Genomic DNA, 15581 nt, shown 5'->3' on the forward strand with positions numbered 1-15581 from the left:
TCAGCCTTCGTCGGCGGCCACCTCGATGACTTCGCCGAGGGCCTCGATGCGGTCGCCCGGACGGATCGTGGCACCACGGCGAGTCTCGACCTCGCCGTTGACGCTGACCTCGCCGTCGGCGATCATGTCCTTGGCCATGGCGCCGTGTTCGGCGATTCCGTGGAGTTTGAGCAGCTGGCCGAGTCTGATCGACTCGCCGCGGATCTCGATCGTGTCCATCAGAACAGGTCTCCGAATCCGTCGAACAGGCCGCCGCCGTCGCCGCCGTCACCTCCGAAGAAGCCACCGCCGTCGCCGCCGATGTCTCCACCGGCGTCTCCACCGGCGTCGCCCATATCGCCTCCGTAGGCACCGTCCCAGCCGCCGCCCATTCCGCCGAACATCATGGCACCCATGAGGACGCCGGGCAGCAGGCCGGAACCGGCGTAGGAGTTGAAGTAGCCGCGGTTGTATTCGGCGTAGGCCGGTCCGGCCTCCCAGTAGGCGCGACGAGTGTGTCCGTCTCCGGTGACGACCTTGCGCACCAGCGGATCTGCACCGACGGCGACGCGTTCGGCATCGGCGGCGCACACAGGAACCGGGCGCAGCTGACCGCCGGCCGGAGCCCAGTCGATGTCTTCGACCGAGGGTCCGTGCTGGGGGTTGAAGAAGCAGGGCGGACGACGCACCGGCAGGGGTTTGCCTTCGACCCGGGCGCGAACGCACTTGGCGGCGTAACGGCCGTCTTCGAGCGCCTCGGTGACGTGGCGGATGTCAGCGGGTTCGGAGACCTTCTCGAGCGTCTCCTTGGCCACGTCATACGAGTCGAGCGCCTGCTTGTAGTCCTGCGCTCCGCCCGTGTCGAGGTCGACTCCCGAGGTGATGACGTCGAGTTCGGCGACTTCTTCGCCGAATGAGGTGACGTCCTCTTCAGCGGTCTTCTTCACCTGCTGAAGTTCGGCGGCGTGCAATTCCTGCTGCCGCTTCTTCTCCTTGCGGTGGCCGATGAAGAAGACGGCCCCGAGAACTACGAGCAGCAACAGAAATACTTCAGTCACGATCCATGCCTCCCAGGCTAGCTTTGTCCTCGAACAGTATGCCCGATGAAACTGACAGGCGTCTGAGCCTGTGCCCCACATCTGCTCAGTCCCGGGCCATCGACGACAGCTCAGTTCCAGGCCATCGAAGACGGCTCGCCCGCGGGCGATCAACATCCGGTTCGCACCGGGCATGCGGCACCGTCGCTCGCCCCGTGCGCGATCGCCTCAGACGAGCGCCAGGAGGCCCTTGACCAAGGCCGCGATTCCGCCGCCGAAGGCGAGGACGAGCATCCCGATCCGCGCGACGCCGACGTCGATGTGACGGGCCAGCCGATCACCGCCGACAAGGCCTGCCACGAGGACGAGACCGAGCCCGATCCAGACTCCGATCTCCAGATGCGGCCGGGCCCCTCCGTCGACGATCACCTTCATCACCACCGCCGAGGCGGTCCCGACGACGAGGAAGGGCTGCAGAGTGGCCGCGAACGACCGCTGTTCCCAATTCGTCAGCACAGCGTAGGCGCTCACCGCCGGTCCCCCGGCGCCGGCTGCCGCCGACATCGCCCCGGAGAAGAGCCCGGCCGTCATCCGTGTGCAGAGGTTCGCGGGGATTGATCGGCCCAGCCTTCCCAAGGTCAGCGAGCTGATGAGGGAGACGATGATGAGTGCACCGATGAGGATCTGCAGCGGTGGGGTCGGCATCGATGACGAGAGAAGCGCGCCGGGGACGGTGCCGATCACCGCGCCCAAGGCAAGATGTCGGAACGGCGGCCATTCCACCTCGGCGAAGGTGCGGACGAAGACGGAGAATGAGGCGACGATTCCGCAGATGTTGACGAGGATGACGCCGCTGAACGGATCGAGGAGGAGGACGAGGAATGGACCGCTGACCAGGCCGAATCCCATCCCGGTGACGCGCTGGGACAATGCGCCGAGGAACACTGCGAAGAGGATGAGCACGACGACGGGTTCCACGCGGTCGAGTCTAGTCCACCCGATTCCCGGCTGATCCTCAGGCTCACCGCTGACCGCGGGGTTAGAGTATTCACCATGAACGCCAGTCCCCTCTGGTCGAGGTTCAGCGCAGATCCGCGATCGTATGGGCAGGTCCGGGCCTCGGATGCCGATCGCGCGGTCGTCAGTGATGTCCTCTCTGAAGGCTATGCCCTCGGTCAGCTCGACGTGGACGAATTCGATGAACGCACCGAGGCGGCCGCGGCGATCAAAACGCTCGGTGAGATCCCAGCGCTGATCGACGACCTCGTCCTTGCCGACCCCGCCGACGTCGAACCGGGCCGTCTCGATGATGCGGGGCGCGCGCAGGCACTGGCGCGGCTCGCGGAAGATCGGGTGCCGATCACGCCGGAGCAGATCGATGCTGCGGCACAGAAGTACTACCGAGATCGGGTGCGCCAGTCACTGCTCGGAGCCGTCGCGGGTCCGGTCGGAATCGTGCTGGCGATCTGGGCGTTCACGTCGATCGCGCGCGGTGAGTTCATCTTCTTCTGGCCGATCTTCGTCATCGTGCCCATGCTGTTCGGCGGGTTGGGGCGCATCGCGCACAAGGACGAGATCATCCGCAATCGGAAGAAGGAGCTCACCCGTCGAGCCCGGGCGCACCTCGGCGACGCCGAGGCCCAACGACAGCTCGACCAGGGCGAACCTCCCGAGCGAGATTACGAAGCCGACTTCGGTACGGGCCTGCAGCCGCCGCATCCGTCTCATCCGCCGTACTCTCCCGGGCAGATCTCCCGCCGCGATGAGAGAGACCGAGGCCGGGGGCAGCGCCGTCATCGCCGCGACAACCCCTGGGACTGAGCGCTGACGACTGCAGGTCGGTTCCCTTCTGAATTGGCTCAGGCTGGACGGGCCCTGATCTTCCGGCTCAGACCTGGAAGATCCGGAGCTGCCCGAAGTTCTGCGCCTTGTGCGTGGTGAACCACATGGTGTGCGAGAAGTGCCGCAGGTCGTCGCCGTCCGCCTCGGCCTGCCAGTATCCCCACGCCGCTGCGGCCTTGCCGTGGGTGATCGCCGCCTCGAGGTGGCCGACCTCCGGCGAATGAGCGGACAGTTTCAGCAGCGCCTCGACGACGGCTCCCCGACCGGTGTGGGTCTCGACCTCGGAGGGGTGGACGATCTGGAGGACGCAGTCGTCGGCTATCCCCTCGGTCAGCGCGTCTCGGTCGCCGTTGAAGAGATTCTCTTCGAACGTTGCGACGAAGACGTTCTTCGGACTGTTTCCGCAGGCATCGGTGCCGGTGAAGGTCATACCGCCAGCCTATGCGGGGCCGAGCGGTGTCACAACGTCCCCCGAAAGAACGTTGCGACGTCCTCGGCGACCTGCCTGCGGACGCCCCACGGATCATCACGGTCACCGAGGAAGTCGTAGTGTCCCACTTCGTCTCCCACGCATCGGCCCTGTGCGGTGGGCACCGCCTCCAGATAGACGAGTGCGTTGTCCTCAGGAGGCGTGATGTCGTCGGCACCGCCCCAGCGAAGTTCAAATGGTGCCGAAACCCTTGCCAAGCTCTGCTGGTCGACGAGGCGGCCGATCGCGGGTGCAATTGCGAATCCCGCACGGATCCGCGAGTCAGCCAAAGTCCCGGTGCCGTCGGCGACAGCACCCGAAAGTGCATCCGCATCCAGCTTGGCGCGCAGCGTCGGGATGAGGTCGGGGAACTCAGGCAGTGCCGGTGCCGGCACGGTGCCGTCGATAACTGCTGACATGATCGCCGGATCGATCTCGGCGCCGAGAAGTGCGGCAACCGTGAAACCGCCGATGGAAAAGCCGACCGCACCGATGCGGGAAGTGTCGATATCTTGGCTTCTGATAAGGCTGTTGAGGAGGAATGACACATCACGTGGCCGTTCCCAGTTGAAGGCGAACCCCTCTGGAAGGTAGTCCCCGTTGTAGGTGTTGCCGTAGTGGTCGACTCCGGCAACGAGGAATCCTTCAGCATTCAGCCGCTCAGCGAGCCAGTCGAAGTCCTCCGCCGCTCCTCCAGTGCCGTGGGAGAGGAGAATCAGCGGGACTTGTTCAAGACTGCCGTCTGGAACCCACAGCCGCACAGGGATCGGACGAGGCTGCAATTCTGAGAACCAGTCCGTACGGGTTTCGTCGAAAAGTCTCACTGTCTCTACGGTCATGTCTTAACCCTATCGAAGCCGGGCGCGAAAACGGCCGTGCCGGCACCCTTGTGGGCACCGGCACGGCCGATCGAACGAGCGGTGGCTATCAGAAGCCCATGCCGCCCATTCCACCCATGCCGTCCATGCCGGCAGCTGCGTCTGCACCTGCGGCGGCCTTTTCGGGCTTGTCGGCGACGACCGACTCGGTGGTGAGGAACAGACCGGCGATCGAGGCGGCGTTCTGCAGGGCAGAGCGGGTCACCTTGACCGGGTCGTTGATGCCGGCAGCCAGCAGATCCTCGTACTCACCGGTTGCGGCGTTGAGACCGAATCCGGCTTCGAGGTTCGCGACCTTGTCGGCAACCACACCGGCTTCGAGGCCGGCGTTCGTGGCGATCTGCTTGAGCGGGGCTTCGATGGCAACCTTGACGATGTTGGCACCGGTGGCCTCGTCTCCGGAGAGTGCGAGGTCCGCGAAAGCGGCCTTGCCCGCCTGGATGAGCGAGACGCCGCCACCGGCGACGATTCCCTCTTCCACAGCAGCCTTGGCGTTGCGCACGGCATCTTCGATGCGGTGCTTGGTTTCCTTGAGCTCAACCTCGGTGGCGGCTCCGGCCTTGATGACTGCAACACCGCCGGCCAGCTTGGCCAGACGTTCCTGCAGCTTCTCACGGTCGTAGTCGGAGTCCGAGTTCTCGATCTCGGCGCGGATCTGAGCGACCCGTCCGGCGATCTCCTCGGCGTCTCCTGCACCCTCGACGATGGTGGTCTCGTCCTTCGTGATGACGACCTTGCGGGCGGTGCCCAGCAGGTCGGTGGTCACGCTGTCGAGCTTGAGCCCGACTTCCTCGGACACGACCTGGCCACCGGTGAGGATGGCGATATCGGCGAGCTGAGCCTTGCGACGGTCACCGAAGCCCGGAGCCTTGACGGCCACGGACTTGAAGGTGCCCTTGAGCTTGTTCAGCACCAGGACGGCCAGGGCTTCGCCCTCGACGTCTTCGGCGATGATGAACAGCGGCTTGTTGGACTGCTGAACCTTCTCGAGGACGGGCAACAGGTCCTTCACGTTCGAGATCTTGGAGTTGACGATGAGGATGTAGGGATCCTCAAGGACAGCTTCCTGGCGATCGGTGTCGGTGACGAAGTAACCGGAGATGTAGCCCTTGTCGAAGCGCATACCCTCGGTCAGTTCGAGTTCGAGTCCGAAGGTGTTGGACTCCTCGACGGTGACGACGCCTTCCTTGCCGACCTTGTCGATGGCCTCGGCGATCAGTTCACCGATGGCGGGATCTCCGGCGGAGATGCCTGCGGTGGCGGCGATCTGTTCCTTGGTCTCGATGTCGATGGCGTTGTTCAGCAGGACGTTCGTGACGGCCTCAACGGCCTTCTCGATGCCGCGCTTGAGGCTGAGCGGATCAGCACCGGCTGCCACGTTGCGCAGGCCTTCGCGGACGAGAGCCTGTGCGAGCACGGTAGCGGTGGTGGTTCCGTCGCCTGCGACGTCGTCGGTCTTCTTGGCGACTTCCTTGACGAGCTCAGCGCCGATCTTCTCGTAGGGGTCCTCGAGTTCGATCTCCTTGGCAATGGAGACGCCATCATTGGTGATGGTCGGTGCGCCCCACTGCTTTTCGAGCACGACGTTGCGACCGCGGGGTCCAAGGGTCACCTTGACCGCGTCCGCAAGCTGGTTGAGGCCAGCTTCGAGTCCTCGACGAGCTTCTTCGTCGAATGCAATCATCTTTGCCATAGCGGCTTAGATCCTCCCTGATGGAGTGGAGTGGGAATCCAGAGCAGTCGTCAGCGCCCGCGACGGCAGAGAGTGTGTCCGCATGTTCCATTCCACATATGGACCACGCTCTCGAGACGACTGGTGGGAACCCATCGGTTTTCACCAGTACTAGATTTAGCACTCTCCCCATGCGAGTGCAAATATTCATTGCCTGCCATGACGGGCTCAGGAGGGCGCGAGCCACGAGTTCTCGGCGCCGGAGGAAGGAGCAGAGGGCATTTCGGCCCAGCGCGAAACGGTTAGCGCAGGTGGCGCACCCGGAGTGGTGGGGCCTCAGACCCGGCCCTCGGCTCGCGCCCCAAGCCTGCGAACAGACTCCGCCCGCGACCTGCAGGTCGACTTCAGAAGCCTCTCCCGTCCACACTTTCGGCATTCGGTACTGTCTTCTCCGAAAATCACACCGAGGAAAGTGAGTACTACGAAACAAGGTGGTCAATTACGCCGATTGAATCATGACGAGCAAGTCGCAGGCATCAAGTGGCCACGATCCGGAGGGCACTCCCGCGCGAGCACTCCCCCGCAGGCACTCCCCCCGCGAGCCCCAAGGTCACTCACCCGAGGGCACCCCCGCGGGCACTGAAAAGCGCCGAGCAGTTGCCTGCTCGGCGCTTCCCCCGTGCGGTTGGTGCCGGTTGGCCCGAAGGCCGTTCCGACCACCCGCCGCAGCGGATCAGAAAACTGTGCTGACAGCAGCCAGTCTCAGAGGAGGGTGACGGACTCCGCCTGAGGACCCTTTTGTCCTTCTCCTACTTCGAACTGAACCTGCTGGCCCTCTTCGAGAGAGCGGTAGCCGTCCATCTGGATTGCGCTCCAGTGAACGAACACGTCCTGGTTGTCGCCTTCGAGGGTGATGAATCCATAGCCCTTTTCAGCGTTGAACCACTTGACGGTACCTTGTGCCATTACTTCTCCATACAGTGCAGTGCCATTGAAATCCCGCATCGCAGCCGCGATCAGATGACCCCACCTGAGATACGGAAGCTAGTAAAACTCAACTGACCCCGCGACTTCTCTCATTGACCTCTAGAGAATTATCTCGGTGAAGCACGAATAGAACACAAGGTGCTGTGCTTGCCTAGCTGTTGCAACTCTACCGCAGGCGCGCATCCCACCTAGAGCGGTTCAGCACTGTTATAGATTCGTTATCTAAGGGTTTCTGCCCTGTTCACAGCGGGGATCGCTAAGAATGGAATCAGACCGTTCGGTCAGGAATTCGCCGAGGCGGCCGACCGCCCTATGCCCAACCGCGACCGAGGCGTCCCCGTCTCATACCCCCATCGCCGAGGCGATCGAGACCGAACCGATCCAGCCGACGCAGTCTCATTGCCGCGCGACCGAATCGCGTCGGGTCACTCCGAGTCCCCGCCTTCGCTGGGCTCGGGTCCGCGATCGGCGATGTCCGAACAGATGACGACGGTGATATCGGCTTCGAAGTCGGACGAGGCCTCCGTGGCCGAGACTCCCAGCGACTTGGCGACGAGCTTGGCCTGCGAGGCGTTCTCTTCGCCGTTGTAGTACACCGTCGAATCCGTGAGATTCGTCGAGTAGTTGCCGACCTGGCCGAGCTTCCAGCCCTTCTCTTCGACCGCCTCGGAGAACTTCTTCGCAGCGCCGGAGACGCCGGAGCCGTTGAGGACGTCGACGGTGATCGAGTCGTCTGCGACACTGACTTCGCTCTCGCTCGGCGAGGGTTCGGCCGATGTTGATTCGGAAGCCGGAGGATCGGCGATCTTCGATTCGGGGTTGCCCATCGAGGAGAAGATGATGTTGATGGCGGCCACGACCAGCAGGACCGCGACCAGGGCGAGGATGATGACCAGCGAGATGGCACCGATGTTCGACGACGCCGCGGATTCCTGTCGATGGGCACCGCTGCGCCGGCCGGGCTCGATCTCGTCGAATTCGTCGGTCATGTCTACCTCGAGACGCGGGCTTGGGCGCGTTCGCTCTGCCGCGTGCTGCGGATTCGGCGAAGGCGCTTGACCAGCATGGGGTCGCTGGCCAGTGCTGCAGGGTTGTCGAGAAGCGAGTTCAGTATCTGGAAGTAGCTGGTGGCGGACATGTCGAAGCGCTCACGGATCGCGTGATCCTTGGCGCCACCGTATTTCCACCACCGCCGCTCGAATTCCAAAACGGCCACCTCGAGCTCGCTCAGTTCTGAGGTGTCGTCATTCGGCGGCATAGAGGTTGTGCTCCTTCGAGAGGTGTCTGTGCTTCTATATTATCGCCCGATCGACGGTACCGAAATTTCCGGCGCGCCGCCGCGGATGTGAGGTCGGTCCCCGAACGGCCCACGTCAGCCCCGAGCCGACCGCATCACCCCGCCGCATGACACCGGATCGGTGACCGTGACGACGGGGTGAAGGGAACGACCTTCGCCGAGGCGGGGCCGCCTCGGCGGACCGAGTGACCCGATCTCGAGGATCGGATCGACCCCGTATCCGACCGCGAGGACAGGCCCGCCTCGGCGGAATCGGATCAGCGGATGCGGATGTTGACCTGCTTGATCTGGGTGAAGCCCTCGAGCATACCCTCCAGCGATGCCTCGCGTCCGAAACCGGAGGTCTTCATGCCGCCGTAGGACTGTCCGGCCAGCTGACCGCCGCCCTGGTTGACCTGGACCCAGCCGGACTCGATCCGGTTGGCCATGGTCAGGGCCGCGTCGACGTCCTTGGTGAAGACGAAGGCCGCGAGACCGAAGTCGGAGTCGTTGGCCATGTCGATGACCTCGTCGATGTCCTTCCACGGGATGACCGAGAGGACGGGGCCGAAGATCTCTTCACGGCTGGTCTGCCAGTCGTTCTTCGCCTTCGAGAAGATCACGGGTGCGTGGTAGAAGCCGGGCTCGCCGACCGTCAGCGAATCGGAGCCGTCATAGGCAATCTCGACGCCGTCCATCGACTTGCCCATCTCGATGTAGCTGGCGACCTGGTCGAACTGCTTCTCGTTGATGATGCAGCCGATGTCGGTGGACTCGTCGCGGGGGTCGCCGACCTTCATCTTCGACACCGCGTCGACGAGCTTGGCCAGGAAGTCATCGTAGATGTCCTCGTGGAGGAACAGTCGCGAACCCATCGTGCACGACTGCCCCTGACGGGCGAAGCGGGTCGAGAGCAGCACCTGCTCGAGGGTGTCGTCGTCGTTCGAGTCCGGGAAGATGATGTTCGGGGACTTGCCGCCGAGCTCCATCGACGAATGCGCGAGACGGCCACCGGCCACCTCGGCGACGTGTCGGCCGACGCTCGTCGACCCGGTGAATGAGACCTTGTCGACGTCCGGGTGGACGTTGAGGGCCTCACCGATGACCGACCCCTTGCCGGTGACGACGTTGAGCACGCCGGCAGGCAGGATGTCGGCGATGATCTCGGCCATCTTGAGGATCGTCAGCGGCGCATCTTCGGCGCATTTGAGGACGATCGTGTTGCCCGCGGCGATCGCGGCCGGCGTCTTGAAGGCGGCGATCATCAACGGCGAGTTCCACGGCAGGATGCCGGCGACGACGCCCAGCGGCACGCGCTTGGTGTACTGCAGCTGCTTGTCTCCGGCGGGCAGGGTGTTGCCCTTGACCTCACCGGCGACCCCGCCCATGTAGCGGAACAGGTCGGCGAGCGTGATCGTCTCCGGGCGAGCCTGGGTGCGGATCGCGTTGCCGGTGTCGAGAGCAGTCAGCTGGGCGAGCTCCTCCGAGGCGGCGTCGAGAGCATCGGCGCAGGCCAGAAGCTTCTTCTGGCGCTCCTTGAACGGCAGGGCCGCCCACTCGGGGAAGGCTTTCCGCGCGGCCTGGACGGCGCGGTCGGCATCGGCCTCCTTGCCGTTGGGCACCGTGGCGATGACGACGTTGCGGTCGATCGGGGTGATGACATCGGTGGTGTCGCCGTCAGCGGCATCGACCCACTGACCGCCGATGAGCATCTTCCAGTTCTTGGCCTCTGGGAATTCCGACATTTCGGTCCTTTCGTTCAACGATGAACTCCTTAGGCCGAGCATAACGCGTGGCACTGGGCGGCAATACACCCGTTCGATAGGCGATCGCGCACACCCGATCTGCGCTCGGTGCACATGCGCGCAGCACCTGCGCCGAGGCGGCGCTGACGTTATCATCGGCCCCGCGGAGGCGGCTCTGACGTCATCATCCGCCTTCCCCGAGGCGGCGCTGACGTTGTCATCGGCCTTCCCCGAGGCGGCTCTGTCGTCCCAGCGCGACTCCTGCGGCCCGGCATCGCTACACTCGTGCCCATGACGTCGACGCCTCCGCTGACCGAGATCATGTCCCCCGATTGGGCGAGCGCCCTGGCCGGAGTGGAGGAGCGGATCCACTCGATGGGCGACTTCCTCCGCGAGGAGATCGCCGCCGGCCGCGCCTACCTGCCCTCCGGGGATTTCGTCTTCCGCGCCTTCGCCGAGCCGCTGTCCGAGGTCAAGGTCCTCATCGTCGGTCAGGACCCCTACCCGACGCCCGGCCACGCCATCGGACTGTCATTCGCCGTCGACCCCGATGTCCGCCCTCTGCCGCGGTCGCTGGGCAACATCTATCAGGAGCTCGAATCCGACCTCGGCATTCCGCCGGCCCAGCACGGAGACCTGCGCGCCTGGTCACGCCAGGGAGTCATGCTGCTCAACCGTGCTCTCACCGTCTCCCCAGGCGAACCCGCATCCCACCGCGGCAAAGGGTGGGAGGAGATCACGGAACGGGCGATCACTGCGCTGATCGAACGCGATCAGCCGCTCGTCGCCATCCTCTGGGGCCGCGATGCCAGGAACCTCGCTCCCCTGCTGACCTCGGGAACCGCCGAGGTGGCCATCATCGAATCCGCGCATCCCTCGCCTCTGTCGGCCCGCCGGGGATTCTTCGGCTCCCGCCCGTTCTCGCGCACGAACGAATTGCTCGCCCAGAAGGGCATCGACCCGATCGAATGGGCTCTGCCGGATCTGAACTGAGTCCGAATCAGGCCTGAGCCCGAAGCAGACGTGAATCCGGGTCGCATCTGGCTGCCGATCAGATCTGAATCGGGCCGGTCTCGGTCGCGTCTGAGGCTCCCGAACCTCCGGGCTCACCCGAGTGGGCCCTCACTCCTCCGGGCCCACTCGACTGGGTCTTCGCCCCTCCCGGCTGCACCGAGTCGATGACTGCGGTCGCGGGCTCGCCGCTGCGCACCTCCTCGACCTTCTCCTCGGCCGAACTCTGACTCTTGAGATTCTTCAGCGGCAGCGCCAGATAGCTGCCGAGCACGGCACCGACTGCGAGTGCCGCATTCGCCAGGATCGCGGTGAACAGCGAGGACAGACCCACAGCGAAGGAGACGTTCTCCGACTCCGATGCGATCTGATAGACGGCGGTGAAGATCGACAAACCCTGCAGCAGGGTGTAGATGCCGGGGATCATGAGCACGATCGCCGGCGCTCCCAGTCGCAGCGCCAGAGGTCGCGACAGGAAACCGGTGACGGTGGCCGCCAGCAGACTGGCGAGCACATTGTCGATGTCCAACAGCGTCAGCGACATCATCGTGATGTGCGATGCGAGTCCGACCAGCGCGGCGGGAAGGATGAATCGGCGTCTGGCCGACATGGCCACTGCCCCGGACATCGACACCACGGCCGCTGCGACCATCGACAGGATCGCCGTGACCACATGCGGACTCGTCTTCGGCACGAGCACTTCGATATGGCTGAGCCCGATGGCCTGACCGCAGACGATTCCCAGGGCGATGCCGGAGACGATGCCGGCCAGAGTCATGAACACTCCGACCACCCGCCCGGCTGCGGTCAGCGGGAAGTTCGTCAGCGCGTCCTGAACCGCCGAATACAGCGACTGCGTCGGCAGCAGCAGGACGATGCCGGCTGCCACGAGGTACTGCGGTGAGGCGATGATGCCGACATCGCCGGCGATGGTGGCGATGAGGGTCGCCGAGGCGGCCTGCAGCGCCGTGATGAAGAACGACGGCAGGTGGGTGCGCCCGAGCAGTTTGCCGAACTGGAACACGACGATCGCCATCGTGATACCGAGGGGAATCGCGACCGGGCCTCCCCCGAGGAGCAGGACGAGGGCACCGACCATGAAGCCCCAGGCACCGGTGGTGAACCATTCGGGAAACGGTCGCCGCTGCGTCCGTATCGCGTCGAGACGGCTGCGTGCCTCATGGAACTCCAACCGTCCGTCGACGAGGTCGGTGACGAGCTTGTGCACCGAGGCGAGCTTCGCGAAATGCGTGGACTCACCGCGGTTGACCCGCATCACCGTCAGCAGACGTCCGTCCGAGGTCGAATAGTGCACGACGAGAGTGTTCGAGGTCAGATCGACCTCGACGGTGGCCAGACCGCACGCGGTGCAGGCGGCGATGACGGAGACCTCGACATCGCTGGTGCCGGCGCCGGCACGCATCATCATCGCCGCGATATCGGCGGCGAGGTCGAGGATCATCCGGGCTTCGTCTTCGGTCGGCTCCTGCGCCTGCACGGGCGCCTGGTACGGAGTGCCCTTGAGCGCGGTGACGATCGGCACCGGCTGCGTGTTCTCCGTTGTGCCCGAGACGAGTTTGCCGACGGTGCGCCGAGCGACTCTCTGAGCGATGCGCTGAGACGCACCGAGGTGGTCGGTGCGGGGCTTCGACCGTCCGCCGCTGCGTTCGGGCTTCGCGGCCTTCGCGGCCGCGGCCTTCGCGACGTCGTCGGGCTGGGGTTCCGGCGAGGACTCCCGCAGCTCGGCCAGACGCTGCAGTCGGGTGCGTTCGAGCAGCTCCCGCAGAGCCTGGGATCCGGCCTCCGGGTTGCCGCCGGAGACCGGAGCCGGGGACGAGCCGCGGACAGGACCCGGCTCGGTCGGATCCTCGACCCGAACCTCGGCGGTGGTGGCGTCTTCGAGTTCTCTGTCGCTCACGGCTCGCTGATGAGTGTCGGGCCGAGCGGGTCGGCGACGTGCGCGGTTCCTGAGGCGGCGTCATAGTCGAAGACGCGACGGCCGGAGACGAAGACGGTCTCGGCGCGGGAGTTGAGATCGAGGGGGTCTCCCGACCAGATGACGAGATCGGCATCGCGGCCCACGGCCAAGGAGCCGAGGCGGTCCTCGAGGCCGAAGATCGCGGCCGGGTTGATCGTCAGCGCTTCGATCGCGACGACCGGGTCGAGGCCCTCCTTCACCGCGAGGGAGGCTTCGTGGATGAGGAAGTTGATCGGGATGACCGGATGGTCGGTGGTCAGCGCGATGCGCACCCCCGCCTCGGCCAGCGAAGCCGCGGTGGCCAGGGTGCGGTCGCGCAGTTCGACCTTCGACCGGGAGGTCATCAGAGGTCCGAGAATGACGTCGATGCCCTTGGCGGCGATGAAGTCGGCGATCTTGTGGCCTTCGGTCCCGTGGTTGATGACGAGGCGGTACCCGAATTCCTCGGACAGCCGGATGGCGGTGGCGATGTCGTCGGCGCGGTGGCAGTGCTGGTCGAACGCGAGCTTGCCGTCGAGGACGTCGGCCAGTGTCTCCTTGACCAGGTCACGGTCGAACGGGGTGCCCTCGGCTTCCGCCTGGGCGCGTTTGGCCTGGTAGTTCCGTGCCTCGACGAAGGCGTCGCGGATGATCTTGACGGTGCCCATCCTCGTCGACGGGGTGACCTTCTTCTCCCCGTACACGCGTTTCGGGTTCTCGCCGAGCGCGGATTTCACGGACAGGTCCTGTGTCACGAGCATTTCGTCGACGATGCGGCCCCAGGTTTTGAGGAAGGCGGTGCGACCGCCGATGGGATTGCCGGAACCGGGTTTGATGAGCGCCGAGGTGACACCCCCGCGCAGCGCATCCTTGAATCCGAGGTCGGTGGGATCGATGCTGTCGAGCGCGCGCAGGCCCGCCCCGTTGGGATCGGTCATCTCGTTCGTATCGTCACCGGACCAGCCCTCGCCGTCCTCATGCACGCCGAGGTGACCGTGAGCTTCGACGAAACCGGGCAGGACCCAGCGTCCGCCGGCATCGATGACCTCGGTGTCCGCTGGGAGGGAAGAGGTGTCGACGGGGCCGGGAGCCACCTCGGTGATGCGACCGTCCCGGACCGTGAGCGTGCCCGATCCGATCGACTCGGCGCGGTTGCCGGACGCATCTGCCACGGGCACGATCCGCGCGTTCGTGATGACGAAATCTGTGTCTGCGGGGACCGGGACTGAGCGATACATTCTGCTCCTAGCGAGGGGGTCGGCGACGACGTCTGTGCGGTCTCGAGTCTACGCCACTCGATGTTCGGACACGGTGACCTCGGGGCCGTTCGCCGCGTTGACGGGAGGCCTCCGGCAGGCCGAGTTCTCACCCTCTTCCCTCCCCAATTGCTACCTGACGGCGGCTCAGCAACCTCGCGCGAGGTTGCTGAGCCGCCGTCAGGATCCTTCTATGTCGGTCAAGCGGCTTGACCGATCGGGTTCGTGGCCTCGAGAATCCGATACACCGAACGGGCCAAACTACGCTTCATACACCGGATCGTCTCCTTCTTCGTCTTCCCCTCACTCAGCCGTCTAGCCATGTACGCCTGGGACTTCTTATGGTGAGAAAGCCGCGTGACTGCCACCATGTACAACGCAGAATTCAACCGACGATCACCACTGCGATTCAGCCGGAACCTCACCACATTCCCCGACGACGCCGGTATCGGACAGACCCCCGCCAACTTCGCGAACGCAGCCTCGGAACGCACCCGCCCATGATGCGACCACGCCAGGTAGAACACAGCCGCAGTGATCGGACCGATCCCCGGCTCAGCCAGCAACGCCGCCCCCGGACTGTCCTTGACCAAGGCCTCGATCCGGGCGGCGTAGTCCTTGATTTCGGCATCGAGCTCGACGACACGTTTGGCTAACCGGATGGCTTCCCGACGAGCCTCGGTCAGTGCCACAGACTCGTCCCTGATCCGCCACTTCGCCACCGTCTGAATCGTGACGACAGACAATTTCCGACGCGCATCGACACCGAGGTCATGACCACGCAACAGCGCAGTGAGCGCATTGATCGTCCGGGTCTTCTCCCGAGTCATGGACTCCCGCGCCTTGACCAGGATCCGCAGTCCCTGACGCGGCCCATCAGCCTGCCGGGGAAACCGCAGCCGCGACTCATCCAGCGACAGGACCGCGCCAGCGATCCGTCGGGCATCGATCCGGTCGTCCTTGCCCGTGGCATGCCGGTCGCGAGCATTCATGCTGGCAGCCTCGGCGACCGTGTACCCGGCCTCGGCGACATGATCGGCCAGGATCGCCCCGTACGTGCCGATACCCTCGATCACCCACAGGGTCTCAAGGTCCCCGCCGGTACGACGCCCGGCCCACGTCAGGGCTCGTTTGATGCCGGCTTTTGTCGTCGGGAACGTGGCAGTATCGATGTGCTCACCAGACTTGGTGAGGACACTGTAGACGTGGTTCTTCGCGTGGGTGTCGACGCCAACGACAAACGCGTATAAATGCGAGATGATAGTCATGACGGTTCGTGCTTCTCCTGTGTCGGAACGGATGAGGTCCGACCGTCGAACGGTCGGCTCCGGTCCGGGAGATAGTCACGTCGAAACACCACTGTGATGAGTCACGTTCGGTCAGGAACGGACAACCTTCTGATCAAGTTATCGATGTGGGCCGAGCCGGTGCCGACCGCCCACCAATCATCAGACAGATCCCGACGAGGACAT

The 15581-nt window shown here is 64.7% G+C and carries 15 protein-coding genes; 2 read left to right on the top strand and 13 right to left on the bottom strand.

Annotated features, from left to right (window positions below; translation table 11 throughout):
• From HF684_RS15485 to HF684_RS15495, 3 genes are all read right to left on the bottom strand, one after another.
• Window positions 1-219, bottom strand: coding sequence for an RNA-binding S4 domain-containing protein (locus tag HF684_RS15485; RefSeq protein ID WP_169253202.1), 219 nt, complete (start codon window positions 217-219; stop codon window positions 1-3).
• A complete protein-coding gene (locus tag HF684_RS15490) occupies window positions 219-1037 on the bottom strand; it encodes a hypothetical protein (protein ID WP_169253203.1) in 819 nt (272 codons plus the stop codon). Before HF684_RS15490 ends, HF684_RS15485 begins: the two co-directional genes overlap by 1 nt.
• Window positions 1038-1244: 207 nt before the next feature.
• Window positions 1245-1994 (bottom strand): sulfite exporter TauE/SafE family protein, encoded by a 750-nt coding sequence (locus tag HF684_RS15495; protein WP_169253204.1) that lies wholly within the window; start codon window positions 1992-1994, stop codon window positions 1245-1247.
• Window positions 1995-2069: 75 nt separating this feature from the next.
• Here HF684_RS15495 and HF684_RS15500 point away from each other — a divergent pair, with 75 nt between their 5' ends.
• On the top strand, window positions 2070-2837 hold the full coding sequence (locus tag HF684_RS15500) for a DUF1707 domain-containing protein (RefSeq protein ID WP_169253205.1): 768 nt from the start codon (window positions 2070-2072) through the stop codon (window positions 2835-2837).
• 67 nt (window positions 2838-2904) lie between these two features.
• Here the strand turns inward: HF684_RS15500 and HF684_RS15505 are convergent, their stop codons facing one another.
• The 7 genes from HF684_RS15505 to HF684_RS15535 form a co-directional block, all read right to left on the bottom strand.
• Window positions 2905-3288: a hypothetical protein gene (locus HF684_RS15505; RefSeq protein WP_169253206.1), complete on the bottom strand. Its 384-nt coding sequence runs from the start codon at window positions 3286-3288 to the stop codon at window positions 2905-2907.
• A 29-nt stretch (window positions 3289-3317) separates the two neighbouring features.
• Window positions 3318-4166 (bottom strand): alpha/beta hydrolase, encoded by an 849-nt coding sequence (locus tag HF684_RS15510; protein WP_169253207.1) that lies wholly within the window; start codon window positions 4164-4166, stop codon window positions 3318-3320.
• Window positions 4167-4254: 88 nt separating this feature from the next.
• Entirely contained in the window at window positions 4255-5898 is a 1644-nt protein-coding gene (gene groL, locus HF684_RS15515) for a chaperonin GroEL (protein WP_169253208.1), read from the bottom strand.
• A gap of 741 nt (window positions 5899-6639) precedes the next feature.
• Window positions 6640-6843: a cold-shock protein gene (locus tag HF684_RS15520; RefSeq protein WP_025780447.1), complete on the bottom strand. Its 204-nt coding sequence runs from the start codon at window positions 6841-6843 to the stop codon at window positions 6640-6642.
• Window positions 6844-7289: 446 nt separating this feature from the next.
• Complete coding sequence (locus HF684_RS15525) at window positions 7290-7853, bottom strand: LytR C-terminal domain-containing protein (protein ID WP_169253209.1); 564 nt, start codon at window positions 7851-7853, stop codon at window positions 7290-7292.
• A gap of 2 nt (window positions 7854-7855) precedes the next feature.
• Window positions 7856-8122 (bottom strand): DUF3263 domain-containing protein, encoded by a 267-nt coding sequence (locus HF684_RS15530; protein ID WP_025780444.1) that lies wholly within the window; start codon window positions 8120-8122, stop codon window positions 7856-7858.
• Window positions 8123-8418: 296 nt separating this feature from the next.
• Window positions 8419-9885 (bottom strand): aldehyde dehydrogenase family protein, encoded by a 1467-nt coding sequence (locus HF684_RS15535; RefSeq protein WP_169253210.1) that lies wholly within the window; start codon window positions 9883-9885, stop codon window positions 8419-8421.
• A gap of 291 nt (window positions 9886-10176) precedes the next feature.
• On the opposite strand from HF684_RS15535, the gene HF684_RS15540 reads away from it, so the two are divergent.
• A complete protein-coding gene (locus tag HF684_RS15540) occupies window positions 10177-10878 on the top strand; it encodes a uracil-DNA glycosylase (RefSeq protein WP_169253211.1) in 702 nt (233 codons plus the stop codon).
• Window positions 10879-10936: 58 nt separating this feature from the next.
• Here HF684_RS15540 and HF684_RS15545 read toward each other — a convergent pair whose 3' ends face one another.
• The 3 genes from HF684_RS15545 to HF684_RS15555 form a co-directional block, all read right to left on the bottom strand.
• Window positions 10937-12814 carry a threonine/serine exporter family protein gene (locus HF684_RS15545; RefSeq protein WP_169253212.1) on the bottom strand — a complete coding sequence of 626 codons (1878 nt, stop codon included), beginning with the start codon at window positions 12812-12814 and terminating at the stop codon, window positions 10937-10939.
• The gene (locus HF684_RS15550) at window positions 12811-14091 is read right to left on the bottom strand and encodes an amidohydrolase (protein WP_169253213.1); all 1281 of its coding nucleotides are present in this window, start codon (window positions 14089-14091) and stop codon (window positions 12811-12813) included. The genes HF684_RS15545 and HF684_RS15550 overlap by 4 nt, the downstream gene beginning before the upstream one ends.
• Window positions 14092-14309: 218 nt before the next feature.
• Window positions 14310-15377, bottom strand: coding sequence for an IS110 family transposase (locus HF684_RS15555; RefSeq protein WP_169251415.1), 1068 nt, complete (start codon window positions 15375-15377; stop codon window positions 14310-14312).
• Window positions 15378-15581: the final 204 nt, after the last annotated feature.

The sequence above is a fragment of the Brevibacterium sp. 'Marine' genome (assembly GCF_012844365.1).
Lineage (GTDB): Bacteria > Actinomycetota > Actinomycetes > Actinomycetales > Brevibacteriaceae > Brevibacterium.